The sequence below is a fragment of the Micromonospora echinaurantiaca genome (assembly GCF_900090235.1).
Lineage (GTDB): Bacteria > Actinomycetota > Actinomycetes > Mycobacteriales > Micromonosporaceae > Micromonospora > Micromonospora echinaurantiaca.
In genome coordinates, this window is record NZ_LT607750.1 from 4,398,048 (window position 1) to 4,423,812 (window position 25,765).

At 73.6% G+C, this 25,765-nt stretch carries 21 protein-coding genes and 1 pseudogene; 9 read left to right on the top strand and 13 right to left on the bottom strand.

All coding sequences use genetic code 11. From position 1 onward, the window contains the following. Window positions 1–231: 231 nt before the first annotated feature. The 3 genes from GA0070609_RS19710 to GA0070609_RS19720 form a co-directional block, all read right to left on the bottom strand. Window positions 232–753 carry a pyridoxamine 5'-phosphate oxidase family protein gene (locus GA0070609_RS19710; protein WP_088995147.1) on the bottom strand — a complete coding sequence of 174 codons (522 nt, stop codon included), beginning with the start codon at window positions 751–753 and terminating at the stop codon, window positions 232–234. Between the two features lie 448 nt (window positions 754–1,201). Then, complete coding sequence (wrbA, locus tag GA0070609_RS19715; protein WP_088995148.1) at window positions 1,202–1,843, bottom strand: NAD(P)H:quinone oxidoreductase; 642 nt, start codon at window positions 1,841–1,843, stop codon at window positions 1,202–1,204. Between the two features lie 50 nt (window positions 1,844–1,893). Further along, window positions 1,894–5,157 carry a BTAD domain-containing putative transcriptional regulator gene (locus GA0070609_RS19720; protein ID WP_231928344.1) on the bottom strand — a complete coding sequence of 1,088 codons (3,264 nt, stop codon included), beginning with the start codon at window positions 5,155–5,157 and terminating at the stop codon, window positions 1,894–1,896. Window positions 5,158–5,430: 273 nt separating this feature from the next. Here GA0070609_RS19720 and GA0070609_RS19725 point away from each other — a divergent pair, with 273 nt between their 5' ends. Beyond that, entirely contained in the window at window positions 5,431–6,645 is a 1,215-nt protein-coding gene (locus GA0070609_RS19725; RefSeq protein WP_088995149.1) for an MFS transporter, read from the top strand. Window positions 6,646–6,724: 79 nt separating this feature from the next. Here the strand turns inward: GA0070609_RS19725 and GA0070609_RS33660 are convergent, their stop codons facing one another. The 4 genes and pseudogenes from GA0070609_RS33660 to GA0070609_RS19740 all read right to left on the bottom strand — a co-directional run bounded on the left by GA0070609_RS33660 (window position 6,725) and on the right by GA0070609_RS19740 (window position 13,677). Then, a complete protein-coding gene (locus GA0070609_RS33660; RefSeq protein WP_172899259.1) occupies window positions 6,725–6,877 on the bottom strand; it encodes a hypothetical protein in 153 nt (50 codons plus the stop codon). A gap of 30 nt (window positions 6,878–6,907) precedes the next feature. After that, window positions 6,908–7,087: pseudogene (locus GA0070609_RS19730) on the bottom strand (helix-turn-helix domain-containing protein); the annotation flags it as partial. Window positions 7,088–7,167: 80 nt separating this feature from the next. Continuing rightward, on the bottom strand, window positions 7,168–11,016 hold the full coding sequence (locus tag GA0070609_RS19735) for a carboxypeptidase regulatory-like domain-containing protein (protein ID WP_088995150.1): 3,849 nt from the start codon (window positions 11,014–11,016) through the stop codon (window positions 7,168–7,170). Window positions 11,017–11,082: 66 nt separating this feature from the next. After that, entirely contained in the window at window positions 11,083–13,677 is a 2,595-nt protein-coding gene (locus GA0070609_RS19740; protein ID WP_088995151.1) for a M4 family metallopeptidase, read from the bottom strand. 160 nt (window positions 13,678–13,837) lie between these two features. On the opposite strand from GA0070609_RS19740, the gene GA0070609_RS19745 reads away from it, so the two are divergent. The 3 genes from GA0070609_RS19745 to GA0070609_RS19755 all read left to right on the top strand — a co-directional run bounded on the left by GA0070609_RS19745 (window position 13,838) and on the right by GA0070609_RS19755 (window position 18,355). After that, window positions 13,838–16,657 (top strand): AfsR/SARP family transcriptional regulator, encoded by a 2,820-nt coding sequence (locus GA0070609_RS19745; RefSeq protein ID WP_088995152.1) that lies wholly within the window; start codon window positions 13,838–13,840, stop codon window positions 16,655–16,657. Window positions 16,658–16,797: 140 nt separating this feature from the next. Continuing rightward, entirely contained in the window at window positions 16,798–17,205 is a 408-nt protein-coding gene (locus GA0070609_RS19750; protein ID WP_088995153.1) for a YciI family protein, read from the top strand. Between the two features lie 4 nt (window positions 17,206–17,209). Then, on the top strand, window positions 17,210–18,355 hold the full coding sequence (locus tag GA0070609_RS19755; RefSeq protein WP_088995154.1) for an RNA polymerase sigma factor: 1,146 nt from the start codon (window positions 17,210–17,212) through the stop codon (window positions 18,353–18,355). Between the two features lie 45 nt (window positions 18,356–18,400). Here GA0070609_RS19755 and GA0070609_RS19760 read toward each other — a convergent pair whose 3' ends face one another. Together GA0070609_RS19760 and GA0070609_RS19765 are read right to left on the bottom strand one after the other, a co-directional pair. Beyond that, window positions 18,401–18,919 (bottom strand): hypothetical protein, encoded by a 519-nt coding sequence (locus GA0070609_RS19760; RefSeq protein ID WP_088995155.1) that lies wholly within the window; start codon window positions 18,917–18,919, stop codon window positions 18,401–18,403. Window positions 18,920–19,006: 87 nt separating this feature from the next. Beyond that, the gene (locus GA0070609_RS19765) at window positions 19,007–19,834 is read right to left on the bottom strand and encodes an alpha/beta fold hydrolase (RefSeq protein WP_088995156.1); all 828 of its coding nucleotides are present in this window, start codon (window positions 19,832–19,834) and stop codon (window positions 19,007–19,009) included. Window positions 19,835–19,868: 34 nt separating this feature from the next. On the opposite strand from GA0070609_RS19765, the gene GA0070609_RS19770 reads away from it, so the two are divergent. Continuing rightward, entirely contained in the window at window positions 19,869–20,579 is a 711-nt protein-coding gene (locus GA0070609_RS19770; protein WP_088995157.1) for a DNA alkylation repair protein, read from the top strand. Between the two features lie 125 nt (window positions 20,580–20,704). Here GA0070609_RS19770 and GA0070609_RS19775 read toward each other — a convergent pair whose 3' ends face one another. Next, the gene (locus GA0070609_RS19775; RefSeq protein WP_172899375.1) at window positions 20,705–21,082 is read right to left on the bottom strand and encodes a DUF4267 domain-containing protein; all 378 of its coding nucleotides are present in this window, start codon (window positions 21,080–21,082) and stop codon (window positions 20,705–20,707) included. 106 nt (window positions 21,083–21,188) lie between these two features. On the opposite strand from GA0070609_RS19775, the gene GA0070609_RS19780 reads away from it, so the two are divergent. Beyond that, window positions 21,189–21,767: a TetR/AcrR family transcriptional regulator gene (locus tag GA0070609_RS19780; RefSeq protein ID WP_088995158.1), complete on the top strand. Its 579-nt coding sequence runs from the start codon at window positions 21,189–21,191 to the stop codon at window positions 21,765–21,767. A 160-nt stretch (window positions 21,768–21,927) separates the two neighbouring features. On the opposite strand, the gene GA0070609_RS19785 is transcribed toward GA0070609_RS19780, so the two are convergent. Then, window positions 21,928–22,260, bottom strand: a complete 333-nt coding sequence (locus GA0070609_RS19785; RefSeq protein WP_088995159.1) for a TfoX/Sxy family protein — start codon at window positions 22,258–22,260, stop codon at window positions 21,928–21,930. Window positions 22,261–22,779: 519 nt separating this feature from the next. Between GA0070609_RS19785 and GA0070609_RS19790 the strand changes: the two genes are divergently transcribed. Further along, the gene (locus GA0070609_RS19790; protein WP_088995160.1) at window positions 22,780–23,613 is read left to right on the top strand and encodes a nitroreductase/quinone reductase family protein; all 834 of its coding nucleotides are present in this window, start codon (window positions 22,780–22,782) and stop codon (window positions 23,611–23,613) included. Between the two features lie 25 nt (window positions 23,614–23,638). Here GA0070609_RS19790 and GA0070609_RS35265 read toward each other — a convergent pair whose 3' ends face one another. Together GA0070609_RS35265 and GA0070609_RS33665 are read right to left on the bottom strand one after the other, a co-directional pair. Next, on the bottom strand, window positions 23,639–23,947 hold the full coding sequence (locus tag GA0070609_RS35265; protein WP_157748254.1) for a PH domain-containing protein: 309 nt from the start codon (window positions 23,945–23,947) through the stop codon (window positions 23,639–23,641). Next, window positions 23,896–24,135: a hypothetical protein gene (locus GA0070609_RS33665; RefSeq protein ID WP_172899376.1), complete on the bottom strand. Its 240-nt coding sequence runs from the start codon at window positions 24,133–24,135 to the stop codon at window positions 23,896–23,898. Before GA0070609_RS33665 ends, GA0070609_RS35265 begins: the two co-directional genes overlap by 52 nt. A gap of 441 nt (window positions 24,136–24,576) precedes the next feature. On the opposite strand from GA0070609_RS33665, the gene GA0070609_RS19800 reads away from it, so the two are divergent. Together GA0070609_RS19800 and GA0070609_RS19805 are read left to right on the top strand one after the other, a co-directional pair. Then, window positions 24,577–25,047: a hypothetical protein gene (locus GA0070609_RS19800; RefSeq protein WP_157748255.1), complete on the top strand. Its 471-nt coding sequence runs from the start codon at window positions 24,577–24,579 to the stop codon at window positions 25,045–25,047. Between the two features lie 52 nt (window positions 25,048–25,099). Beyond that, window positions 25,100–25,612, top strand: coding sequence for a hypothetical protein (locus GA0070609_RS19805; protein WP_088995163.1), 513 nt, complete (start codon window positions 25,100–25,102; stop codon window positions 25,610–25,612). The last annotated feature ends 153 nt before the right edge of the window (window positions 25,613–25,765 follow it).

Sequence of the window (25,765 nt, forward strand, 5' to 3'; positions counted from 1 at the left end):
GAACGGGCGGGTCCGACGTCCTGGACCACCGCCGAGACAAGCAAGGCCTGCCACCGCGACGCCGGGCGTGGACCGGCAGCGCGACGACGTCGATCAAGGCTTCGGGCATGGGACCAACGATCGCTCCGACCGCCGGTGGGAACAACGCCAAAAATCGAACCGCCGGATAAGCCACCGGTTATCGGTCCACGTCCTGCGCGGCCACCACTGGGCGGGCAGCCGCTGGACCGTTCACGAGGTGGCGATGAGCTTGTCGACGTCGGGGGCGTAGACGGTCATCCAGTGCGGGTGCAGCCGGTAGTAGACCACGTCGTTGTCCCAGTCGAAGGCGTCGGCGCCGTAGAAGTCCTTGAAGTACCCGAGCAGATACGGCCAGTCCGCGGCCGGCTCGCCGTCCCGGGGGTTGAGGATCTCCACCGTCCCGTGCGTGAACACGCCCAGGTCCTCGCCGCGCAGGTGGGCGACGCTGGCGGCGGGCCGGGCGGCGAGGTGCCGGGCCTTGGCGGCGTTACGCGCCGTACCGAAGTGCCACCTGCCGTGCAGGAAATGCCCGTCCGCGCCGCTGATCCGTGGCTCGCTCTTCGCTGTCACGGTCGACAGGGCGAGCGTGCACATTCCGGTCAGGACCTGCGTGAGCTGCTCCGCGGTCATGGTGCGCTCGACGACGATGGAGCGAAGGTGAGCGGTGGAACGCGACAGGGACGCGTCGAGCAGCGCCTGAAGCGTGGTGAGCTCTTCGGGGGTTTCGCGCATTGAGGTCCTCATCCATCCGGGGCCGCGTCACGTTCGTCGTCGACGCCGGCCGGTGAGGGCATTCTCCGCCGAAAACCTGACACCCTGTGTCGCATCTGCGGGACGGCCATTCCGCTCAGACGGTGTGCAGCGAGTCTCGCAGGTCGTGCCGCCGGGCCGGTGGTGGGCGTTAGTCGAGGCCGCCCAGCGGGCACGCCCCGGCGGGCCCGGTCGCCCGCCGGAGCAGATCGAGGGCTGCCGCAGCCCGACGGTCGCGGAGCTGGGCGTGTCGGCCAGCCGCTCACCCGCCAGACCCGGTCCCGAGGACGTGCCAGCGGCGACCGGTCCCCGGCGCGGCCCGGTAGCGCGACCGGCGCTCGACGGCAGTCGCGCCACCGGGCGGGGCACCGCTGGGCCTCGGCACTGCCGGCGCGGCGCACCCGTGGGGCGGGGCGCCGAGCCGCCGGGGTCAACCGAGCCGGCGGTCCGCGCGGACGGCGGCGACGGCGGCCGCCATGCGGGCGAGGCGTGCGCCCTGGAAGCGGGCCGCTTCCAGGACCGCCTTGGCGTACTCGGGATCCCGGCTGGCGCGGCTCTCCACCTGGCTGACGCCGTACGGGTTCCCGCCGGCGGCGTGCGCGATGTCGTAGTTCAGGTAGCCGGTGGGCAGGATGGTCGACCCCCAGTGGTGGAAGGTCTGGTAGAGGCTGAGCAGGGTCGCCTCCTGGCCACCGTGTTCCTCGTAGCTGGCCGTGAAGCCGGTCGCCGGCTTGTCGGCCAGCTCCTCCGCCTGCCACGGGGCGGTGGTGGTGTCGAGGAACTGGCGCAGCTGGGAGCAGATGTTGCCGAAACGGGTCGGCGTGCCGAAGGCGTACCCGTTGGCCCACCGGAGGTCGTCCAGGCTGGCGAGCGGGATGTCGGCGGTGGCGTCGAGGTGGGCCCGCCACTCCGGCTTGGCATCGACGACCTGTTCCGGCGCCAGCTCTGCCACCCGGCGCAGGCGGACCTCCGCGCCGGCGTCGGCGGCGCCGTCGACAAATGCCTGCGCGAGTCGGTGCACGGTGCCGGTGGCGGAGTAGTAGATGACGGCGATCCTGGCGTCCGCCTGCATGGTTGCCTCCTTGGGTCGGCTCGGTTCCCGATCAACCGTGCCGAGGCGGCTTACCGGCTGCTGACCGTCCGCTTACCGACGACGTCGAGCGCGGCTTCGTCGAGGTCGAGCCGCGCGCCGCGGCTCATCTCGGCAGCGAGTTCCGCGCTGCCGAGCGCCTCGCGGAGGCGGGCGGTGATCCGCCGTACGTCATGCTGCTCGCCGGCGGGCAGCGGCGCTCCGGCCGCCTCGCGCAGCGCCCCGGCCGCGCCCAGCAGCCGGGCGGCCCGGCGGTGGTCACCGCCGAGGCTGGCGGCGCCGGCCAGGCCCTCGAGGGCCAGGGCCACGGCCCGCTGGTCTCCGGTGGCGCGCGCCGCGTCGAGCGACTCACGGTGCCGGCGCTCAGCGAGGGCGGCATCACCGCGGTGTTCGGCGATGAACCCCAACTCGGCCAGCGCGAGCGCACAGCCCGGCAGGTAGCCGGCGTGGCGGTTCCACTGGAGCAGGTCCCGCTGCCGGGTCTCGGCGGCGTCCAGGTCGCCGCGCCGGCGCGCCGCCAACGCCAGCCCGGTGCCGGCGAACGCGCCGGCGGACCGGCTCGACTGCTCCTGCGCCACCTGTAGCGCGCGCTCATGCCAGGCGACGGCTTCGTCGTGGTCGCCCCGCAGCAGGGCGAGCCGGCCGAGGTGCGCCAACTGCCGGGACACCAACGTCCACAGCCGCAGGTGTTCGGCGATGCGCAGCGCCTCGCGGTGCCACGCCTCGGCGCGGTCGTAGTCGCCGCGGATCTCCGCCAGACTCCCCAACAGGCTCGTCGGATGCACCTGACCCCAGCGGTCGCCCAGTTGCCCGAACAACGACCGGCTGACCTCGCAGTCCCGCTCGGCGGCGGACAGGTCGCTGCGGAGGACGAGCGCGAGGTCGGCCCGGGTGGCGCAGGCGGCGGCGATGCCCCACCGGTCGCCGTGCGCGCGGAACGCCGCCAACGCCGCGTTGACCAGTACGGCGGCCTCGCCCGGATCCCCGGAGCCCAGCATCATCGAGGCGAACAACCACTGCGCGAACGCCCGGTCCGGCCCGTCGGCATCCGGGTAGCTTTCCAGGACCCGCTGGCGGGGAGCGGTCGGGTCACCGTCGCGGGTGGCGAGGGCGACCAGCCACATGTCCGCACGGCGGCGAAGGGCGTCCGGCGCGACCTCCTCCTCGCTCGTCGCGACGATGTCCAACGCCGTCCGCAGGGACCGGCCCAGCTCGCCGAAACGGCCTCGGAGCAACCGGTACCAGGTCAACGAGGTGGCGAGCGTCAATCCGGCGCGGGCATGACCGTCGGTGGCGGCGACGTCGAGCGCCGCCCGAAGGTTGCCGTTCTCGACGTCGAGCTCGCCCAGCACGCGACTCTGGTCGTGGCCCCGAAGCCGTCCGGCGGCGCGCTCGGCGAGCCGGGCGAAGCAGGCGGCGTAACGGCGACGGGTGGTGGAGAGTTCACCGGCGCTGTCGAGCTGTTCGAGACCGTAGGCGGCCACCGTCTCCGGCAGCCGGTAGCGTCGCGGACTCTCCCCGTGCCGCACCATGACCAGTGACCGGTCGATCAGGCGGGCCAGCACGTCGAGCAGGTCGTCCGGGGCCACCTGCCCGCCCGAGCAGACCTGCTCGGCCGTCGCCAGGGTGGCGCCGTCGGCGAAGACCGCCAGCCGGCGCAGCACCGCGCGTTCGGGAGGCGACAGCAGCTCCCAACTCCAGTCGATCATGGCGCGGAGCCCCTGCTGACGCGGGGGCGCGGTGCGCCGGCCGGAGGAGAGCAGTCGGAAGCGGTCGTCCAGCCGCGCGGCCAGCTCCTTCGGGTCGACCACCGGCAACCGGGACGCGGCCAGTTCCAGCGCCAGCGGCACGCCGTCGAGACGCCGGCAGATGGTGGCGATGACGTCGCTGTCTTCCTGGTCGACGGCGAACCCGGGCTCGATGGCGCGGGCGCGGGCCACGAAGAGCCGGACCGCCGGGGCCTCGACAATCTGCTCCGCCGTGGCGCCGGGCTCCGGCAGCGCCAGCGGCGGCACCGGGAAGACCACCTCGCCGGCGATCCCGAGCGGTTCGCGGCTCGTCGCCAGGATGCGCAGGTCGGCCGCGGCGCCGAGCAGCATCTCGGTCAGCTGGGCGATCGGCTCCACCACGTGCTCGCAGTTGTCGAGCAGCAACAGCATCTTCCGATCCCGCAGCGCGGCGACCAGCCGGTCCATCGGCTCGCGCGGTGAATCGCCGGGCGGGCTGTCGTCCCGGATCTCCAGCGTCGCCGCCACCAGGTCGACGATCTCGGTGCAGGTCGCCGCGTCGCCGCAGCGCGGCTGGCCGGCCAGTTCGACGAGCCACACGCCGGCGGGAAAGGTGTCGGCCAGCATCCGCGCGACCTCGAGCGCCAGTCTGGTCTTCCCCACCCCGCCCAGACCGGTCAGGGTGACCAGCCGCCCGTTCGTCAGGCGCTCCCGAACCGCTTCGACGGCCTCGTCGCGGCCGATCAACCCGCCGTACGGACCGGGCGACAGGGGCGCCGGCAGGTTGGTCCGGGCCGGATTCGGCGGTGGCGCCGGCGGTTGGAGCGCCGGGTCCTGGCGCAGGATCGCCCGGTGCAGATCGGCCAGTTCCTGCCCGGGGTCGATGCCCAGTTCGTCGCGCAGTTGCCGACGGAACCGCTCGTAGGCGGCCAGGGCGTCACGCTGGCGTCCCGAGCCGTACAGGGCGCGCAGGTGCGCGGCCCGTAGCCGCTCGCGCCACGGGTGGCGGGCGACCAGGTCGGCCAGTTCACCGGCGAGCAGGTGGTGCTCACCAAGCTCGAGTCGCGCCTCGGCCAGTTCCTCCAGCGCGGCCAGGTACTGGTCGTTGAGCCGCTCGGCCGCCTGGCGGACGAACCGCTCGTCACCGAAGTCGGCGTACGGGGAACCGCGCCAGAGCGACAGCGCCTCGGTCAGCGTCGCCGCCCGCCGCGCCGGCTCCCGTTGCGTGCGCGAGCGCGCCAACAGCGCGGTGAAGCGTACGGCGTCGATCGATTCCGCCGACGTCCGCAGCCGGTAGCCGGCATCACCGGACTCGACCAGCGAACGGCCACCCGGCTCGGCCCCCTCCAGCGCGCGGCGCAACTGCGACACCTTGGTCTGCAGGGCCCCGAGCGCGTTGCCCGGCGGCTCGTCACCCCAGAGATCCTCGATCAGGCGGTCGGCGGACACCGGGCGCCCCTCGTGAACCAGCAGGTCAGCCAGGAGACCACGAACCTTCAGCCCGGGCACGGTGACGGGTTCGCCGTCCGACGTCCATACGGCGATCTCACCCAGCACCCCGAAGCGCACGGCTTCAGCCTAGCCAGCCGGTTGTCCCGCCCAGCGGCTCCGTCGACCGTGGGCAGGACCCGCGCCGACGGGCACGGTCGCGCCCGGAACGGCGCAGCCGGCTGTGCCTGACCAGCGCCGACTGTCCGCGGACGCGTCCGCCCGGCCGCCCCGACCGCCGAGCCGGGCAGCGTCGGTTTCCCGGTGTGCCCGACCCGTACGTCAGGCGACCGTCAGTCGGCGGTAAGGGCGCTGGGCAGGCTCGATCCAGCCGATTGACACCGGAGGAGTGCGATGGATCACCTACAGCACAGCGCGGCCGCTCGCCGCGGCGGCCAGCCCGCATCGGACCGGGTGGCCACACCCTGGCTCGCCCTGCTGGCCGGCCCGCTGTCGTACGGGATCGCCGGGCCGGCGCTGGTCCTCGACGACGTGGCGCGGGCGATGGGTACCGGGGAACAGACAGCGGCCTCCGCCGTGACCGCCTTCGGCTGGGGGATCGCGTTGGGCACGCCCCTGTTGGCGGCGCTGCTGGCCCGCCGCGGCGTCCGGGCGGTCCTGAGCGTCGCGACCGCGCTGATGGTCGCGGGGACCGTCCTGCTCGTGCTGAGTCCGAACGTGCCGGTGCTGGTGGTCGGTGCGGCGGTGCAGGCGCTGGGATCCGCCGGGCTCACCGTGACGGCCATGAAACTGGCCGACTCGGCTCGGCGGATGGGGGTGGTCACCGCGTCGCTGGCGGTCGTCGGCAGCACCGGTCCGCTGAGCGGCGCGCTGGTGGCCGACGCTCTCTCCTGGCAGGCGGTGCTGGCGTTGCCGCTGCTGGCGGTGCTCGCCGTGCCCGCGGCGCGGCGCGGCGCGTCACCGCGGGAAGCGGCGCCGGCGTCGTTCGATCCGCTCGGCATGGCTCTCCTCGCCCTGCTGGTCACCGCGGCGGTCCTCACTCCGCACCGGCCGCTGGTGGCCGGCCCGGCCACTGTCGCGCTGCTGCTGGTGCTCGCGGCCCGGACGAAGGCGCGTCCCGACGGCTTCCCGGCCGCCGCGGTGGCCCGCAACGGCCGGTTCCTCGGGGCGTGCGCGCTGGCCTTCGCGCTGGGTGTGGTGAACTTCGCCCTGCTCTACACCGCGCCGGAGCTACTGCGGGAGCACGCGGGGTGGGACGGCACCCGCAGCGGGATCTGGTTGCTGGCGCCGTACCTGCTCGGTGGCTTCGGCTCGGGATTCCTGGTCGCGGCGTCCGCGCGGGTGCCGCACCGGGCGGTGGCCGCCGCGCTGCTCGCCGCCGGCGCCGCCGCGCCGCTGCTGGCGGCGGCCACCACCGTCGTACCGCTGCTGCTCGGGGCGATGGCGCTCGGCTCCCTGGCCGCCTCGACCGGCCAGGGCGTGCTCGCCCTGCGAGCGGCCGGCGTCGTGCCCGCCGCGCACGAGGCGGAGGCCCTGGGTCTGTTCAACCTCGCCTACCTGCTCAGCGTCGCGTTCGGACCAGCGATCGCCGTGATGCTGTCCCAGTGACGGGTGGAGAGCCGGCGGCGCGGCGACCGGCGCGGCGGCCGGCGCGGCGGCCAGCCTGGCGCCGATCGGCGCCAGGCGCTCAGCGGGCCAGCGCGGCCAGCCGCGGCACCAGGTCGGCCGGGTCCGGCATGGCGGCGATCTCCCGGCCGACCTGGGCCGCGGCGTCGCGCAGCGCGGCGTCGGTGAGCAGCCGGGTCAGCACGGCGGGGGTACGTGAGCGAAGAACGGACACGTGGAGCCGATCTGGCCGTCGGAGGATCATGTCGGCGCTCGGTTTGGATCTACCCGTCTCGACCAGGCTTACGTGACGAGCCGAGACGTCTGCAGCGATCGCCAGGTCCAGTTGGCTGAGCCCCCGGCGTTGCCGCCACTGCCGCAGGAGTTCCCCGACGGCATACACGATCATGCAGCGTACGCATCGTCGCGCCGAACGCCATGACATCCGAGTTCATCGACAACCGCAGCGGCCGCGGTGGTGGCGACGGTGGATGCGGGGCTGAGATGCCCCGCATCCACCCGCCGTCAGCCGATCGGCGTCACCGGCACGTCCCGGCGCACCGTGCCGTACGGCGCGTCGAGCCGGAGCTGCGCGGTGCCGGGGAAGTGACCGGCGGCGTCGACCGCCAGGTCCCAGGCGCCCAGCGGCACCCGCAGCGTGAACGTGCCGGTGGCGTCGGTGACGACCTCCTCCTCGACCTCCTCCAGCCGCAGGAACTGCACCGTCGCCCCGGCCAGCGGCGCGCCGGTCGTCGCGTCGGTGACGACGCCGGTGACGGTGCCCGGCGGCAGGAACCGCACCGACTGCCCGGAACGCAGCCGCTCGTCGTGGTAGCTGTACTCCTGCGCGTGGAAGGAGTCGGCGTCCTCGATGCCGACGGTCGCGCCGTCGCCGCGTCCGGCAGCGGTGTCGGGCAGCAGCCGGTGCTGCACGTCGATCCGGCCGTCCTCGTGCAGCACCGCGTCGACACTGATCCGCTCGCCGTCGAGCAGCATGTCCTGCCATGAGACCATAAACCGCCGGTTCGGCGCCGTGCCGGCGGTGCCGTGGGTCACCCGGGACGACGCGTCCATGGCCAGGGCGTCCCAGAACGCGTACACCGCGGCGTCCGGGCTGGACGTGCTGGGCAGGAAATTGTTGGAGCCGCTCTGGTGGTCCGACGGCTCGAACGTCAGGTAGCCGTAGCGGGACACGTACGTCGTGCGGTACGGCTGGCCGTACAGCCGGAACTCGAACGGCAGCGCGACCGCGGTCGGCGGCCCGTACTCGCTGGTCGTCACCGCGGTGCCGGCGAAGCTCGGCTCCACCGAGCCCAGCACGCACTGGTAGCCGAACCCGTCCGCGCCGTCCACCACGCCCATCGGGGCGATCACCGTGATGTCGTTGACGGCGTCACCGCCGATGATCGTCGGCAGGTAGAGCCGCCCGTCGCGCTGGCAGCCGGGGACGCTGGCGTAGACGTAGGTGGCCACGTCGGACTCGGGGACCTTGGTGAACCGGTACGCCCCGTCCGCGCCGGTGGTCATCCGCACGGTCGGCAGCTCGCTGTGCGCGAGCCACACCTCCGCCCCCCGCACCGGTTGACCGAGCGAGTCCCGGATCACGCCGCTCACCGTGCGCTCGTTGAGCGACAGCCGCACGTCGTGGCGCACCCGCGCGCCGCTGGTGTCCAGCACCACCGTGGACCGGTGGATCCCGAACGTGACCAGCGAGACGTCCACGGTGTAGGTGCCCAGCGGCAGGTGCAGCACGTACGTGCCGTCGGCCGCGGCGGTGGTGGTCACCGCGGGCGCGTCACCGGTGACCGCCGAGATCAGCGCGTTGGCGGCCGGTGACCCGTCGGGCTTGGTGACGGTGCCGTACAGCGACCCGGCCGCCCGGAACGTGACCGCGCTGTGCGGGCGCAGCGCCGCCACGTCACGGGAGTACTCCAGCCCGACCGTGCCGGTCTGGTTCTCCACGCCCACGCTCGCGCCCGCGCCGCGGGCCACGGCGGCGGAGGTCAGGTCGCCGTAGTGCACGGTGACCGCGCCGGTCTCCGACAGTTCGACGGCGAAGGTGACCCGCTGCGTCTCGTCCTCCCAGAAGGTCACGTTGCGCCACTCGACCACGAACCGCCGGTCCGGCGCGGTGCCGTAGCTGGCGGTGCGCACCGTGGCCTGGGCGTCGACGACCAGGTCGTCCCAGAACGCGAAGACCGACGCGTTCGGCGTGGACGGGTTGGGCACCTCGCGGTTGATGGAGTTGTCAGCGGCCCGGTCGAAGCTGAGGAACCCGTTGGTGGCCACCCACATGGTGGTGTGGTTGCGGCCGTAGAACGGCACCGCGAACGGCAGGTTCACCTGCGCCGACTCGTCGTCGCCGGTGAGCGCCAGCGCGGTGGTGCCGGTCGGGAACGGCGCGGTGGTGCCGTTGCACTGGTAGCCGGAGCTGTCCACCTGGGCCGGCGGGTACAGGTCGACCGTCTCCGGCCCGTCGACCGTCACCTGCCGGCTGCCCGCGCTGAGGCAGCGGCCCGCCCCGAACGTGAGGGTGTACCCGCCGACCGGCACGTTGTCGATCCGGTACGCCCCGTCGGGCCCGGTGACGACCGGGGGCAGCGGCGTGGCCAGCAGCTTCACCGAGATGCCGGCCGCACCCACGCCGCCCGGGTCACGGACCACCCCGCTGACCGGGTGCCGGGCCAGCGCGACGAGGGTCAGGTCGGCGGTGGCGGTGCTGTCGGCGGTCACGGTGACCGACGTGGCGCCGTCGCCGAACCCGAACGCCTTCACCGCCACCGTGTAGCCGCCGGGCGGAACGGTGACGCTGTACCGGCCGGTGGCGTCGGTGGTGGCCACCCGCTCGGTGCGGTTGGGCCCGTTGAGCCGCACCGACGCGCCGGCGACCGGTCCGTCGGCCCCCCGCACGACGCCGGTGAGCGTGCCGCGGGGGCCGCGGGGCGCGGCGGCGACCGCGGCGTGCACGTCGAGGCGGCCCTTGCCCCACACCGGGTTGTCGGCCGCGGTGCCGCCGCACTGCGCGTCGGCGACGTCGATCGCGCCGCCGTCGAGCAGGGCCCGGGTCGCCGGGATGTCGCCGATCAGCTCGGGGGCCGCCGACCACAGCAGCGCGACCGCCCCGGAGACGTGCGGCGCCGCCATCGAGGTGCCGTTGTACGCCTCGTAGCGTCCGCCCGGCAACGAGGAGACCACCGCGACGCCGGGTGCGGCGATGTCGGGCTTGATCTCCGCGGCGGCCGAGCCCCGGCTGGAGAAGTCGGCGATTGCGCCCTCGGCGTCGAACGCGGCCACCGCGTACGCCTGGGGGTAGTCGGCGGGTGATCCGACGGTGTCGCAGTCGGGGCCGCTGTTGCCCGCGGAGAAGACCGGCATGATGCCGACCTCGATCCACCGGCTGACCACCTGGCTGTAGAACGGGTCGCTGTTCGGCGAACCCCACGAGTTGTTGACGATGTGCGGGGCGAGGTCGGGACGGCTGGTGAAGGTGTCATCGAACGGCGCCATCACCCACTCGCCGGCCAGCAGCAGGGCCAGTTCGGTGCAGCCGCTGCCGACGCAGCCGCGGGCGGCCACCCACCGCGCGCCGGGCGCGACGCCGATCTGGGTGCCGTCGCCGTCGTCGCCGACCATCGTGCCCATGGTGTGCGTGCCGTGGCCGTTGGTGTCGCAGGGCGCGGTGCGGCACTGCCCGTACGGGTCGTACCAGTTGAACCGGTGGTCGAACACGCCGTCGCCGACGTTGCCCCGGTACTGGCGGACCAGCGCGGGGTGGTCGAACTGCACCCCGCTGTCGATGCTGGCGACCACGATGCCCTCACCGCGCACGCCGTACCGCGACCACACCTGCGGTGCCTGGATGCGGTCGATGTTCCACTCGACCGCCGCGGCCGCCGCGGCCCGCTGCACCGGGGTCGGCTCGGGCAGCTGGAAGGTGCGCATCGTGCGTACGGTGCGCACCTCGGGCCGGCGGGCCAGTTCGGCGGCGAGCTTCGCGTCGGCGTCCTCGACGTGGACCGCGTTGACGATCCAGAACGGGTGGTGACCCACCCGGCGCTGGGTGAGCAGCTGCCGGATGCCGCGCTGGCTGCGTTCGGCGAGCGCGGACAGGGTCCGCTGCCCGTAGGCGGTGCGCTGGGCGTGGGTGCGCAGTTCGCGGGCCGGGCGCAGGTCGGCGCGCTCGACCAGCTCGACGATCAGGTCGGCGGTGCGCCCGCCGGCCAGCGCCTGACGCGCCGCGGGCTGGAGCTTGTCGGCCGGGGCACCGGTCGCGGGGGCGGGAGCGGTGAGCAGTGCGGCGGCCAGCACGCCGGCCACCGCGGCGGCGAGCCGCCGCACGGCGCGGGACCGTGGGGCGGGAAGGGATGGATGCATGGAGGTCCTCGTCTGGGCGTGCGGTGGTGGCGGGCGCGGGTGCGCCCGCCACCACCGGAGAAGGAATCAGCCGACGTGCGTGTCGAGATACGACAGCGCCTGGTTGGCGGTCAGCCCGGACAGCGCCGGGAAGTTCGCCTTGCCGAGTTCGGTCTCGATGACCGACGCCAGTTCGCCGCCACCGGCCGCCCGGTCGGCGGCCGCGTAGTCGCGCAGCAGCGTCTCCAGCTCGGTGAGCATCGCCGCCGTCACCACCGTGCCGTCACCGTCCGGGGTGCCGACGGTCTGCAGCACCGGTTGCAGCGTCTGCATCGCGTGGGCGGTGCGCCGGCGCAGGTCGTCGTCGGCGGTCATCAGCGCGATCGCCCGGTCGCCGCCGTCGGCGTAGATGACCTCGTAGTGCCGCAGGGCCGGGGTGCGCCCGTCGGCGAACAGGTCCCGCACGTGCAGCAGCGCGCCGAGCACCGCGTCCACGCCCGGGCCCTGCGGTTCGAGGCCCTCCGGGCCCACCCCGGTCAGCGAGGTGTCGGCGATGCACAGGCAGTCCTGCCGATCCTGCTCGTACACGCCGTCGACCCCGACCGCGGTCCACGCGGCAGCCGCCTCCTTGGCCTCGGTCGAGCCCTTGCCGTACAGCTTGTTGGCCGACTCGATGAAGCCGACCCGGGAGTCGGTGAACCGGGCCCGCGGAGCCAGGTACGTGATCAGGGTGCGGTAGGCGATCCGGGCCGCCTTCTCGATGCCGATCTTCTGCGACAGCAGGTAGAACGCCTTGTTCTGGATGCCCGAGTTGGTGTGCACGCCACCCATGTCCAGGCAGCTGCGCTCGAAGTCGCGGTAGTGGCCGGGATCGCCGTAGGACGGCGGGTTGGCCATGCTGCGCAGCGCGCCGCCGGGGATGCCGGTGCCGACCAGCCAGTCGTTGCTGCCGGTGGCGAACTTCTCCACCGCCTCGGCGAAGATGTCGGAGAAGCTCTCGTTGAGCGCCCCGGACTGGTACATGTACCACAGGTCGGCGGTCTCGAAGGTGACCCCGTGGGTCAGCTCGTGCGCCACCACGTCCAGCTTGGTCATCTCCTCGCCGAACACCATGGTGTCGATGACGTCCGGGATGAACATCGCGTTACGCATCGGCCGGTCCGGGTTCTGCCGCACCCGCACCAGCGCCCGCAGCTGCCCGCCCTCGTCGTCGAAGCTGTCCCGGCCGAAGGTCTGGTGGTAGTAGTCGTAGGTGTGGCCGAGGTTGTCGTACGCCTCGTCCACGTCCTGGATGCCGCTGGGTCGATCGCCCTCCGCCCGCTTCGGGGACACCGGCACCTTGTCGTCGGAGAGCTTGTTCAGGTCGTAGATGCGCCGGTCCTTGGCGTGCGCGGTGCGCGGCAGCGCGTACACCAGCCGCCCGGTCGCCGCATCGACGAAGTACGACGTCGACACGCCCTGCCGGACGTCAGTGAGCCAGACGTGCCAGGCCAGCACGGTCGGCGTACGCCGGCCCGGATCCGCCCCGGCGGGCAGGAGGTACAGCTTCGCCGGCTCCACCAACGACCCGTCGGGCAGGGCGCGGCGGGCGTTCGCCGTCGCGGTCTCCGCGCTGACCGCGGCGCTGACCCGGTCCACGATCAGGTCCGGCTCCAGCGAGTTGGTCAGGAACTCCACCGTGCGGCCGGTGGCGTCCAGGTGCACGCCGACCCGGGTTCCGTAGACCGGCACCCCGCCCACGTGCTGCTCGAACCACACGTGCCGCTCGCCGGTCCGCTCGCGCTGCTCGCGCAGCGGCCGTAGCTGGGCGCTCGCGTCGGCCACCCCGAACAGGCCCGAGTTGCGCCGCAGCCAGCCCGGCACGTCCCCGCCGAGGCGGCTGGACAGGCTCAGCATCGACGGTGTCCCGCGCCACGGCTCGAACGCGGCGAGCGGTGCCTGGCCCTGCTCGGCGGTGACCCGCGCGAGCGCGGCGGCCACTCCGGCCCGCCGGTAGCCGTTGGGCGCGGGCGTCGGGTCGCCCTCGAACGGCACCACCCGCTCGGCCGGCGGTCGCCCGGGCTGCGCCGCGGCCGGCTGCCCGACCACCACGCCCGCCGCCACCAGCACCAGGGCGAGCACCCCGGCCCGGGCCGGGGTGGCCAGCGCCGGCGTCCCGCGCCGGGGCAGCGCGGCCGCGACCAGCTGGGCGGTTCCGGCCCAGGCCAGGGCGGCCAGCCCGGCGAGCCAGGCCGGCGAGGCGAGGTGCACCAGCGGATCCGTCGCGGTGGCCGCGCCCGCGGCGGACAGGCCCGCGATCAGGGTCGCGTAGCCGCCGGCGGCCAGCGTGGCCGCACCGGGCGACCGCGGGCGGCGGCGGGCCCGCCAGGCCAGCAACACCGCCGCGGCCAGCGGGCCGGCCACCAGCAGGGCCAGCTGGGAGCCGCTCAGCAGCATGGAGATCGGATACAACCGGCCGCCGGTGGCGCCGATGCTCCAGTCCAGCGGCGCGCCGGTGCTCGCGGCGACCGCGGCGGCCAGGCCGGTCAGGTCGCCGGCCAGGTAGGCGCCCACCGGCCCGGCCGCGCCGCCGGCCAGCGACCGCAGCACCAGCCAGCAGACGGCGACGGTCAACGCCGTGGCGAGCAGGGCGTCGCCGCCGGCGACCAGCCACGGTCGCAGGCGGCGTACGAGTACAGGCACGATGAACCTCCCAGTGGACGCGATGGGCGGGTGACGTAGCTCCCCGGACGGATCGATCCTCGTGAGATCCGATCGCGCGAAGGATCATCCCGGCCGGTTGCAGAAAGCCTGCAGACGGCTTGCCGCGCGGCGGCCATAATGGACGACCGGAGGTGACCAGGTGGAGTTCCGCGTCCTCGGTGCGGTCGAGGCGTACGCCGCCGGCACGTCGATCGATCTCGGCTCCCGCCAGCAGCGCCTGGTGCTCGGACTGCTCCTGCTGGAACCCGGCCGCCCGGTGACGGTGGACCGGCTCGTCGAGCTCGTCTGGGGGTCCGACCCGCCGGCTTCCGCCCGGGGCACGCTCCAGGCGCTCGTCTCCCGGCTGCGCGCCTGCCTGCGCCGCGCCCGCGACGCGACCGGCGCCGACCCGCCGGACAGCCACGAGATCCTGCGCACGGGCGGCGGCTATCTGCTCCGGGTGGATCCGGGCGAAGTCGACGTGCACCGCTTCACCGACCTGGTCACCCGCGCGCGGCAGGCCGACGACGCACCCGCGGTCGAGCTGTTCGACCTGGCGCTCCAGCTGTGGCGGGGCGACCCGCTGGCCGACGTGGCCCCGACGGACGTGCGCGACCGCCTCTGCGCCGGCCTGCGCGAGGTGATGTGGACGGCGGTGGAGGACCGGCTCGAGGCACGGATCCGGCTGGGCCGGTCCCGGGAGGCGCTGGACGAGCTGACCAAACTGGTCGCCGAACATCCCTTCCGGCAGCGGCTGGCCGGTCAGCTCATGCTGGTCCTGCACCGGGAGGGGCGCACCGACGAGGCCCTGCGGACCTACCGCGACCTGCGGGCCCGGCTGGTCGCCGAGTTCGGCCTCGACCCCACACCGGAACTGCGGCAGCTGGAAGCCGCGATCCTGCGGGCCGACCCCACGCTGGAGGTCCCACCGGGCCGGCCGACCGGCAGCCGGCCGCGCGGCAGCCGCGCCGATCCACCCGTACGACCGGCCGAGCTGCCACCCGCCCACGGCGTGTTCGTCGGCCGGCACGCCGAACTCGCCACCCTCGACGGCCAGCTGGACGCCGCCCGGTGCGGCGACGGAGCCGGCGTCGTCGTCATCGACGGCATGGGCGGAATCGGCAAGACCGCCCTCGCCCTGCACTGGGGCCACCTGCACCGGCGCGACTTCCCGGACGGCCAGGTCTACCTGGACCTGCGCGGGTTCAGCCCCGGTGACACCCCGATGCGGCCGGCGGAGGCGCTGCCCCGGCTCCTGCTCTCGCTCGGCGTGCCACCGGCGGACATCCCGCCCACGGTCGACGCCCAGAGTGGGCGGATGCGCAGCCTGACCGACGGCCGCCGGCTGCTGCTCGTGCTGGACAACGCCTACGACGCCAGCCAGGTCCGACCGCTGCTGCCGGGGAACCTGGCCGGTCTGGTCGTGGTGACCAGCCGCCGCCGGCTGACCGGGCTCGTGGTGCGCGAGCAGGCGGTGCCGCTCAGCCTGGCGCCGCTGCGGCCGACCGAGTCGGTGGACCTGGTCGCCGGATGCCTGCACCGGTCCCGACCCGACGAGCGGGAGGCGCTGGCCGACTACTGCGGGCACGTACCGCTGGCGATCCGGATCGTCGCCGCCCGCGCGCTGGAGCTGCCCGACCGGCCGCTCGGCGACCTGCTGCGGGAGCTGCGGCGGGGACGCCGCCTCGACGCCTTCGCCGAGCCGGACGGTCCGGACGTCAACCTCCGTACCGTCTTCTCCTGGTCGTACCGCTGCCTGTCACCGCCGGCCGCCGAGCTGTTCTGGCGGCTGGCCCTGCACCCCGGCGAGAGCGTCGGCGTCCACGCCGCGGCGGCGCTCGCCGGGCTCGACCTGCCTCGGGTCCGCGAGTTGGCCGCCGAGCTGCACCGGGCCAGCCTCCTGCAGCTGCCGGCTCCCGACCGGTACCAGTTCCACGACCTGGTGGGCGCGTACGCCAGGGAGCTGGCCGAGGCACCGGAGAACGCGACCCACCGGCGGCTGGCGTTCGACCGCCTGCTGGACTGGTACCTGCGCACGGTCGACGCGGCGGGCCTGGTGCTGCAGCCGCACCGGCCGCACTTCGCGCCGCCGGCGCCGGCCCTGGTCGAGCCGGTCCGCGTCGACACCTACCAGACGGCGTTGAGCTGGTGCGAGAGCGAACGGACGAACCTGCTCCCGGTGATCCGCGCGGCGGCGTCCGGCGGGGCGTCCGGGCACGCCTGGCGGATCGCGCTGGGCGCCTCGGCGTACTGGTACATCGCCAAGCGCCGGGAGGACTGGCGGGCGGCGACCCGCATCGGGGTGGCCGCCACCCGTGCCGACGGTGACCGGCGGGCCGAGGGAGCGCTGCTGGCCAGCCTGGCGACCGCGCTGTGCGAGAGCCGACGCTACGCCGAGGCCATCGAGCTGTACCAGGAGTCGCTGCGACTGCACGAGGCCAGCGGCGACCGGGACTGGCGGGCCACCAGCCTGAACAGCCTGGCCGTCGCGCACGCCGAGGCGGGCCGCCCGGACGAGGCACTGGCCACGTTCGCCCTCGCCCGCGCGGAGCACCGGCTACGGGGCAACCGGCGGGGTGAGGGCGTGGCGCTGCAGAACATGGCCCAGTGCCACGTCCTGCTGGGCCAGCCCGGAGAGGCGATCGCCCGCCACGAGGAGGCGCTGACGGCGATGCGCGACGCGGGCGACCGGTACGCCGAGGCGATCTGCATCGCCAACCTCGGTGAGGCGCACGCCGAACTGGGCGATCACGACCGGGCGATCCTGCGCTTCCGCGAGGCGGTACGGCTGCACCGGTCCACCGGCAACGAACACGGCCGGGCGCGGACCCTGCTGGCGCTGGGGCGGTCGCTGGGCGAGTTGGGTGACGCCGACCGCGCCCGGTCCTGCTGGCGTCGGGCGCTCGCCGTCTTCGACGAGCTCGGCGACCCGGAGGCAGACGAGATCCGCGCGCTGCTGGGCGAGCCGGCGGGCGCCTGACCTGCTGCCCCGCCCCGTTGCCCTCGGCGAGGCTCCCGCGAGCGGGAAAAGTTCGGCCGGTGATGTCGAGAACCCGTGGGCGGCTCCGTCCCCGGGGTGAACGTGACCAGAATGGGTCACCCGCATCGAGGAGAACCACGATGGCCAAGTACCTGCTGCTCAAGCACTACCGGGGCGCTCCGGCCGCGGTCAACGACGTGCCGATGGCCCAGTGGACGCCGGAGGAGATCTCGGCGCACGTGAGGTACATGAACGACTTCGCGGCCCGGCTGGAGAAGACCGGCGAGTTCGTCGACAGTCAGGCGCTCGCCCCCGAGGGGACGTTCGTCCGGTACGACGGCGAGGGCCGCCCGCCGGTGACCGACGGCCCGTTCGCCGAGACCAAGGACCTCATCGCCGGCTGGATGGTGATCGACGTGGACAGCTACGAACGCGCCGTCGAGCTGGCCGGTGAGCTGTCCGCCGCCCCCGGGGCGGGTGGGAAGCCGATCCACGAGTGGCTCGAGCTGCGTCCCTTCCTGACCGCGTCGCACACCATCACGGAGTGACCTGATGGACGAGGCCCTGCTCCGGAGCCTCACGCCGGCCGTGCTCGGTGTCCTCGTCCGCCGCGGAGCCGACTTCGCGGCGGCCGAGGACGCCGTGCAGGACGCGCTGATCGAGGCGGTCCGCGGCTGGCCGGCCGACCCGCCCCGCGACCCGAAGGGTTGGCTGGTCACCGTGGCCTGGCGCAAGTTCCTCGACGCGACCCGGGCCGACGCCGCCCGCCGCCGGCGGGAGGGCCTCGTCGACGAGGAGCCGGCGCCCGGGCCGGTGCCCGCGGTCGACGACACGCTCCAGCTCTATGTCCTCTGCGCCCACCCGTCGCTGACCCCGTCGTCGGCGGTGGCGCTCACGCTGCGCGCCGTCGGCGGGCTGACCACCCGCCAGATCGCCCAGGCCTACCTGGTGCCCGAGGCGACCATGGCGCAGCGGATCAGCCGGGCCAAGCGCACCGTCTCCGGCGTACGCTTCGACGCGCCCGGCGACGTCGCCACCGTGCTGCGCGTGCTCTACCTGGTCTTCAACGAGGGCTACTCCGGCGACGTCGACCTGGCCGCCGAGGCCATCCGGCTCACCCGGCAGCTCGCGGCGGTGATCGACCACCCCGAGGTGGCGGGGCTGCTCGCCCTCATGCTGCTGCACCACGCCCGCCGCGACACCCGGACCGCGCCCGACGGCAGCCTGGTGCCGCTCGCCGAGCAGGACCGCCGCCGGTGGGACACCAGGTCGATCGCCGAGGGCGTGCAGATCCTGCAGGCGGCCCTGGCCCGCGACCGGCTGGGCGAGTTCCAGGCCCAGGCCGCCATCGCGGCACTGCACGCCGACGCGCCCACCGCCGAGGAGACCGACTGGGTGCAGATCGTCGAGTGGTACGACGAACTCCTCCGCCTGACCGACAGCCCGGTCGTCCTGCTCAACCGGGCGGTGGCCGTCGGTGAGGCGGACGGACCGCGCGCCGGGCTGGCGGCGCTCGCCGGGCTGGACGACTCCCTCCCCCGCTACGCGGCGGTGGCGGCGTACCTGCACGAACGCGACGGCGACCGGGCGACGGCGGCCCGGCTCTACGCCGAGGCGGCCCACCGGGCCGCCAACCTCGCCGAGCGCGACCACCTGACCCGCCAGGCCGCCCGGCTCAACACCCGCCGAGGTCGCTGACGTCGACGGGCGCCGGTGGTCTCGGCCCCCCGGCGCGCCGCGGCGTCAGCCCGCCGCCGACACCTGCCGGATCGGCTGCCACAGCGGCAGCAGTGCCACCAGCATCAACAACCCGGCCAGCGGCATGAGGTCCAGGTTCACCGGTGGCAGCAGCACCGCGACGAGCAGGACCACCGGGCTCCACCACGGCAGCCGACCCGCCCCGGCGGCCAGCGCCGCGACCACCACGATCCCGACGAAGAGGAACAGTGGCCCGACGTCGTAGATCGCGGGTCGCACCCCGGGCAGGCCGGCGAAGTCCTGCTGCAGGCTCCGCAGCTCTTCCTTGTCGGCGGCCATGACCGCGAGCACGATGTCCGCTCCGAACTGGACCACGGAGGCCGCCAGCCCGAACAACGTCGCGCCGACCGCCACCTCGCGGACCGTTCCGGCAGGCACCAGCGTCCGCAACCCCAGGACCAGCGGCACGAACAGCAGGAAGCCGGCCAGGCCGAGGAGGTGGGCGAGTTGCCAGTCGAATCCCGGCCCGTACACGTCGTCGAGCCTGCCGATGGTACGGGCCACGCCGTAGCCGCTCAGTGCGAGCGACCCTGACCGTCCTGGAGTCACCAGCTCGTCATGCCCGCCGCGGTGGGCGGCGGTGGAGTCGCGTCACGTCGTCGCGGTCCGCGTGGTGAGCCAGTGGCTCAGCGTCGTGGCCAGCTGCACCGGCTGGTCGAGCTGGACCAGGTGACCCGCCGCCTCGATCACCTTGAGCTGCGCGCCGGGGATGAGTTCGGCCAGTCGGTGCGCGCGGTCGACCGGGATCCACGTGTCGTCGCTGCCCCAGACGACCAGAACCGGCAGGTCGATACGCGGATAGAGCTGCTGGATGTCGTCCGTGTAGGACTGATCCGCCTGGGCGATCTGCCGGTAGAACGCGGCCTGCCCCTCGGCGTCCAGCCACGGCGCGACGAGCGCCCGCAGCTGGCTCGGCGCCAGGCCGACGTGACTGGCACCGGTGATGTAGGCCCGGAGCGCTCCTTCGTGCACCGCACTCGGCAACGCGCTGAACACCTCGGCGTTGTCCCGCACGAGCCGGAAGAAGTCCGACCCCCACGGAGCCAGCGCCACCACGTCGACCAGCGCCAACGACGCGTACCGGCAGCCGTGCAGGAGATGGGCCCGCAACGCGACGGCGCCGCCGTAGTCGTGGGCGACGACGTGTGGAGCCGCCAAACCCCAGTGCGCCACCAGGTCAGCGAGCAACTCGCCCTGGACGTCCAACGACACCCGGTGCTCCGCCGACTTCGAGGACTGCCCGTAACCGGGCATGTCCCACAGGTGGACCGTGAACCGATCGCTCAGCGCCTCGGCGTAGGGGCGCCACAGCTGCGAGGACCACGGGGTCCCGTGGCAGAAGACGACGTCCGGGCCGGAGCCGGTCCGGCTCCAGCGAACCTCGCGTCCACGCCACTCGAACTTCTCGGTCAGCGTCATCCACCCAGCCTGCCAGGCGGTAGGTTTCCCGGTCATGGCCACCTGCGCGGACGTCCGTCATGACCTCGCCGGCCTCGCCGACCCGCGCCGGGCGGCGGAGGTCAGCCGGTTCCTGCAGATGGTGCCGGGCGGGTACGGCGAGGGCGACCGGGCCATCGGTGTCCCGGTGCCGGAACAGCGCAGGGTGGCCGGCCGGTACTGGCGCGACCTGCCCCTGGCAGAAACCGGGAAGCTGCTGACCAGCGGTGTGCACGAGGAGCGGCTGACGGCGCTGTTCATCCTGGTGCGGAAGTTCGCCAAGGGCGACGACGAGGAACGGGGCCGGATCTTCGACCTGGTCCTGGCCAACACCGGCCACATCAACAACTGGGATCTGGTGGACTCGTCCGCGCCGTACATCGTCGGCCCCTGGCTGCTCGACAAGGACCGCGGCGTCCTGGACCGGTTGGCCGGGTCGAGCCTGGTGTGGGACCGGAGGATCGCCGTCATGGCCACCTTCGCCTTCATCAGGGCCGGCGACTTCGACTGGACCTTCCGGCTCGGTGAACGGCTGCTGCGCGACCCGCACGACCTCGTGCAGAAGGCGGTGGGTTGGATGCTGCGCGAGGTGGGCAACCGCGACCGAGCGGCGGAGGAGGCGTTCCTGGCCGGGCGTTACCGGGTCATGCCACGGGTCATGCTCCGGTACGCGATCGACAAGTTCGACCCGCAGCGACGCCGGGAGTACCTGTCCGGCGCGGTCTAGCGGTCCGCGGGGACGCCGCGCCGTCCGGCGCCGGCCCACCCGAGGTCCGCACCTGGGGTGGCCGGCGACGACATCGCGCTGGTCCTCCTCCCGATCACCCCCGCCGTGGCGGGCGTGCCGAGCGGTTACCCGACAAGGAGGAGCACGCTGATCGCCAGCATCACCGCCGCGGTGGCGCCGTGGACGCCGTAGACGGCCGCCTTGGGCCCGTTGCTGCGCAGCACGATCAGCGCGTCGCCCACGGGTATGCCGGTGGCGGCCAGCATGAACCAGCCCAGCAGGTGGGGCGACCCATTGGCCAGCAGGATGAGGATGAAGAGGCCGGCGGCAATGTCGCGCGCGGCCTTGACGCCCAACCATGCCTGGAAGGTACGGTCCCCGGTCGGTGTGTCGGGGATGCCGAACCCGGCCGCGGCCTGCGGCGCCCTGAAGGCGTTTACGCCCATGACGATGACGCCGGCGCCGATCAGTCCGGCGAGCACGGTGGCGACGTTGGTGAGCATGATGCTTCCTCCCGATAGCAGCACGCAGGAACGCTAGCGGCGCTAGTTGTCTTGCCGACGATAGCCGTACCTTCGACAGGATGTCTAGCGTTGCTAGGATCACCACATGTCCGCCATCAAGCAGCGCCGTGAACGTGAACGCGCCCAGCGCCATCAGCTGATCATCACCGCGGCCCGCGAACTCGCCGAGGCCGAAGGCTGGGAGGCGGTGACGACGCGCCGGCTCGCTGAGCGCGTCGAGTACAGCCAGCCCGTGCTCTACAGCCACTTCACCGGCAAGGACGACATCGTCCGCGCCGTCGCGATCGACGGCTTCGGCGAACTCGCCGCCCAGCTACGCCGCGCTCGGCTGGCCCACCCCGAGCCGCAGCAGGCGCTGCACGCCGTCTGCCGCGCCTACCTGGAGTTCGCCACCGAGCGGCCTGCCCTCTACCAGGCCATGTTCGTCATGCCCACCGACGTGAAGTTCGCGCACGCCGAGACCCCACCCCCACTGCGCGCCGCCTTCGACGAGTTCGTCAGCTGCTTCCGCCCGGACAACCCGCGACGCGAACTGTTCGCCGAGGTCATCTGGAGCGCACTGCACGGCATAGCCACCCTGTCCGCCAGCGGCCGCATTCCCTCGGACGTTCAGGAGGAGCGACTCCACTTCCTCATCACCCGGCTCGCCGACACCCCGAGCTGACCGGCACACCCTGAATCGGGCTCCTTGGAAGGCCAAGGATCGCCGAGCCGTCCCCGGCCGGTGGACAGCTCGCCGACAAGCCCACCTCGCGGGACGCGACCCGGTGCCCGCGCCATCCGCCGGCCTCGGCACGAGGCGCGGACGTCGCGGCGCCCGACGGTCACTTGGCCGGCAGGCCCCGGGTGTGGGTGATGCCCCGGTCGACCCAGCGGCGCAGGTCGCCGTCCGTCGCGCAGGCCGACGGCTCGACGGTGATCCAGCCGCGCAGGGGCCGATCGCGCATCCGCGTCGGGTGGGCGCCGGGCTCGGCCAGCAGCCGCTCGGACCACGCCGGGTCGACCCGGACCATCAAGCCACCCTCGCCGCGGATCACCACGGCCATGTTGCCGTTGAGCAGCAACGCCAGGCCGCCGAACATCCGCCGCTCGCCGATCCCGGGCTCCCGCCCGAGCAGGCTCCGTACCCGGTTCGCGAGATCCTCGTCGTACGCCATCCCCGCATCCTGGCACCAGGCTGTGACGCTCGGCCCGACGTACGACGACGCCGGCCTCGGCCGATGCCACCACGGCGGTCGCCGAGGACGAGCTGGCCACCGCCGGCGGGTGACCCGGCTGGCCGCATGCCAAGCGGCATGCGCCCGGTAGGCCCACGAGGGGCGGCACCCGGTGGTGCCGTGGTCGGCGCATCCGTGCACGGCGAGACCACGAACCGACCAGAAAAGATCATTGCCGGGCGGAGTCGGGTGGCAGTACGGTCGGGAGCGTGACTGCCGGGTCGGCCATGGGCCACGAGCGGACAGGGCACCCGGCTACCTCGTGAGCCGCGGGCGGGCCCGCGGCCCGCCGACCCCGCCACAGGTCCGCCGCCACGCGCGCATGCTCGCGCGCCGTCCCCGTGCCCCGCGCCGGGTGACCACCACCGTTCTCTCCCTCGCGCCGGCCCGACCACGGGCGGCGGGCGCGACCTCCGTGCGGCCACCGATCGGCCGTACGCCCTCGACCGAAAGCAGCGCATGCCCAACGACTTCAACCAGCAGATCATCGACGAGTTCCGGGCCAACTCCGGCCAGGTCGGCGGCCCCTTCGCGGGCGGCCGGCTCATCCTGCTCACCACCACCGGGGCGCGCACCGGCACCCCGCACACCACCCCGGTCGGCTACCTGCCCGACGGCGGGGAGCGGATCCTGGTGATCGCCTCCGCCGGCGGCGCACCGCGACACCCCGACTGGTACCACAACCTGGTGGCCGACCCGCAGGTCACCGTCGAGGACGGCGTCTTCACCTACCAGGCTCGCGCCGAGATGCTGACCGGCGCCGACCGCGACAGCGTCTTCGCCCGCGCGGTGGAAGCCGACCCCGGCTGGGCCGCGTACCAGGAGAAGACCAGCCGGGTCATCCCCGTGGTGGCGCTGTACCGCGTGGCCGGCGGACCGCCCAACGCCCCGTCCCTCGGCGCGGGCCTCAAGCTGCTGCACGACGCGTTCCGGCGGGAACTCGCACTGATCCGCGCCGAGGTGGCCCGCTCCGGGCCCCGGCTGGGCGCCCAGCTGCGGATCAACTGCCTGACCGTCTGCCAGGGACTGCACCACCACCACACGATGGAAGACACCGGCCTGTTCCCCGCCCTCGACCAGCAACGTCCGGACCTGGCCGCGACGCTGACCCGGTTGCGGGCGGAACACCAGCGGATAGCCGAACTGCTGGAACAGCTGCACGGGGTGCTGGCCGACGCCGCCATCGACCCGGACGAGCTGCGCCGGCGGGTCGACCACCTCACCGACGAACTCGAACAACACCTGACCTACGAGGAGGAACAACTGATCCCCGTCCTCGACGGCACCCGCTGAACCCAGCGGATCCGACGGGTTCAGCTCACCCTTCGTACGGCAGACGCGGCGGCGCGCCCGCTGACATCCGTCGGTGCTCGCGGGCGCGCCGTTCGAGGTACGCCGCGACGACGTCCGCCCGGGTCTCCCGCCCGAGCCAACGGCTCAGGTTCGACCGCTGCGGCGCGGGGGCCACCACTCGGCTGCCATCGACGCAGGTGATGGTGATCCCGTGATAGCCCGCGTCACACCGCACGACGGCTGACCATGGGACGCGGATCGTGCGCCACTGCCCGCGCAGGATCAGCCCCTCCGGGCCGGCGGACAGCCGAGGATGGAAGTTTCGCCGCCACATGGCGAATCCGAGCAAGCCGTAAGGGCCCCGATGGCGAGCGGCGCGAGCAGGTTCCCGTCGGGGGCGGTGGCTTGCCAGAAGAAGAACACGACCACCACCACGGCCATGCCGCCGATCAACAGTCCGGCCATGATCCGCGTCGCGAGGCCCAGTCGCCATACCCGCACCTCCGCCAGGTCGCTCGGCAAGGTCGCCCCTCCATCCATCCGACTCGGGCACAGCACCGGCACGCCGCACCCGTGGCACCATCATCGGGCACCGTCGCTCATCGGAGGGGCGGCGAAGCCCGAGGACTCGACGTGAGCGGCACAACGCCATGCAGACCGTGCCGGAACTCCTGGTCCGGGCACAGGTCCTAGTTGGCGCCACCTCCATCGGGTCGCCTTGACGATCCAAGGATGACGCCTAGGTCGAGCGGCTCGCCGGTCGGTACGCGCACGGCTGGACATGGTCCTGACCTCGTCCTGAGACCACGACCTGCTGCCGCGGCGGCCGGGCCCCGGCCCCGGTGACCGCGTCCTGACGCACCCGCGCGCCGCCGCTCAGCCGAGCGTCCAACCGGTCGCAACCCGACCGGGAGGGAGGGCGTGTATCCGGATATCGCAGTCCACGCTGATACCGGAGGAACGATGAACCTGACAGCTCTGCGCACCCTCGCGCCCCTGGCCGTACTGGCAGGGCTGGCCGCCTGCACCACGACCTCACCCGCCCCCGTGGCCGGGTCCAGCACACCGTCACCCACGCTCGCCTCCACTGCGGCGCCATCCACCTCCAGCAATGCGCCGCCGGCCCAGAGCGCACCGTCCGCCACCCCGGCCACCACCGGGTCCGCCTGCCCGGTCAGTGCCGCGACCCTGCAGCGGGCGTCGGGGCTCGCGGACACCCACCGGATCGACCCGGCTCACATCAGGTGCGCGGGCCGGTGGGCCACGGCCGGTGTGATCGCTGCCGACCCGCGGATGCAGGGCGACGGCGTGCTGCTGTTCGAGTACTCGGCCGGTAGGTGGAAGAAGCTGGGTGAGGGCAGCGCGCTCGAATGCAGCCCGTTCGGCATCCCGAAGAAGCTCGGCGACCAGGTCGGCTGCCGCGACATCGGCTGAGCCACCACCGACCGCCTGGGCAACTCGGCGGCCAGCGGTCAGGATGGGTGCCGTGACTGTCGTTCGTGGCCTGGCCTTCGATGCATCCCGTGCCCTCGGAGCCATCACGGCACTCCTGACCGGACCGATCCCGTCCGCGGGCAACCCCACCCTGATCGACTCCGATCCGCACACCGGCGAGTGGCTGGCGACCCGTGGTGGCGGCTTCGTCCTCGCGCCGCTGTGGGAGGGGCCGGACCTCATCGGCCTGCGGGACCCGGAGTGGACCGAGCAGCTCGAGCTCGGCGACCGACACCTGGCCACCTTGGCGGGGACGTTGGATGGGCGGTGGGGGCCGCACCGCCTCCTCACCATCGACCACCTCATCCGCAATCCGCAGGCGGACCGTCCGCCGGTCTACGAGGCGTTGCTTCGGCAGGACCTCTACGGCGACCTGCACGTCTGGGCGCCCGACCAGGCGGACGACCGGCGCCTCGCCCTCGTCCTCGGGCACAGCGACGGCGACCAGCCCCTCACGCTCGCCGCGCTGGTCACCGCCGGCCCTCTCCCCGAACTGCCCGACTGACCGGGGGCTGCCGCGTCCCCGGACGGGTGCCGGGCACCTGAACGCCTGCGCCGTGAGCCACGCCGTAAGGCGCGTTGAGCACTGGGATCCGTGGGTGGCGTCATCCTGCGATCATCGGTGCCATGCGCTGCAAGGTTGCCGTGACGCTGGCCG

Coding starts and splice junctions, on each gene's coding strand:
- GA0070609_RS19775 (WP_172899375.1), bottom strand. CDS start 21,082: ATGCTCACCAACGTCGCCACCGTGCTCGCCGGACTGATCGGCGCCGGC.
- GA0070609_RS19765 (WP_088995156.1), bottom strand. CDS start 19,834: ATGACGCTGACCGAGAAGTTCGAGTGGCGTGGACGCGAGGTTCGCTGG.
- GA0070609_RS19770 (WP_088995157.1), top strand. CDS start 19,869: ATGGCCACCTGCGCGGACGTCCGTCATGACCTCGCCGGCCTCGCCGAC.
- GA0070609_RS19785 (WP_088995159.1), bottom strand. CDS start 22,260: ATGGCGTACGACGAGGATCTCGCGAACCGGGTACGGAGCCTGCTCGGG.
- GA0070609_RS19780 (WP_088995158.1), top strand. CDS start 21,189: ATGTCCGCCATCAAGCAGCGCCGTGAACGTGAACGCGCCCAGCGCCAT.
- wrbA (WP_088995148.1), bottom strand. CDS start 1,843: ATGCAGGCGGACGCCAGGATCGCCGTCATCTACTACTCCGCCACCGGC.
- GA0070609_RS19750 (WP_088995153.1), top strand. CDS start 16,798: ATGGCCAAGTACCTGCTGCTCAAGCACTACCGGGGCGCTCCGGCCGCG.
- GA0070609_RS19800 (WP_157748255.1), top strand. CDS start 24,577: ATGAACCTGACAGCTCTGCGCACCCTCGCGCCCCTGGCCGTACTGGCA.
- GA0070609_RS19710 (WP_088995147.1), bottom strand. CDS start 753: ATGCGCGAAACCCCCGAAGAGCTCACCACGCTTCAGGCGCTGCTCGAC.
- GA0070609_RS35265 (WP_157748254.1), bottom strand. CDS start 23,947: ATGTGGCGGCGAAACTTCCATCCTCGGCTGTCCGCCGGCCCGGAGGGG.
- GA0070609_RS19790 (WP_088995160.1), top strand. CDS start 22,780: ATGCCCAACGACTTCAACCAGCAGATCATCGACGAGTTCCGGGCCAAC.
- GA0070609_RS19735 (WP_088995150.1), bottom strand. CDS start 11,016: ATGCATCCATCCCTTCCCGCCCCACGGTCCCGCGCCGTGCGGCGGCTC.
- GA0070609_RS19725 (WP_088995149.1), top strand. CDS start 5,431: ATGGATCACCTACAGCACAGCGCGGCCGCTCGCCGCGGCGGCCAGCCC.
- GA0070609_RS19755 (WP_088995154.1), top strand. CDS start 17,210: ATGGACGAGGCCCTGCTCCGGAGCCTCACGCCGGCCGTGCTCGGTGTC.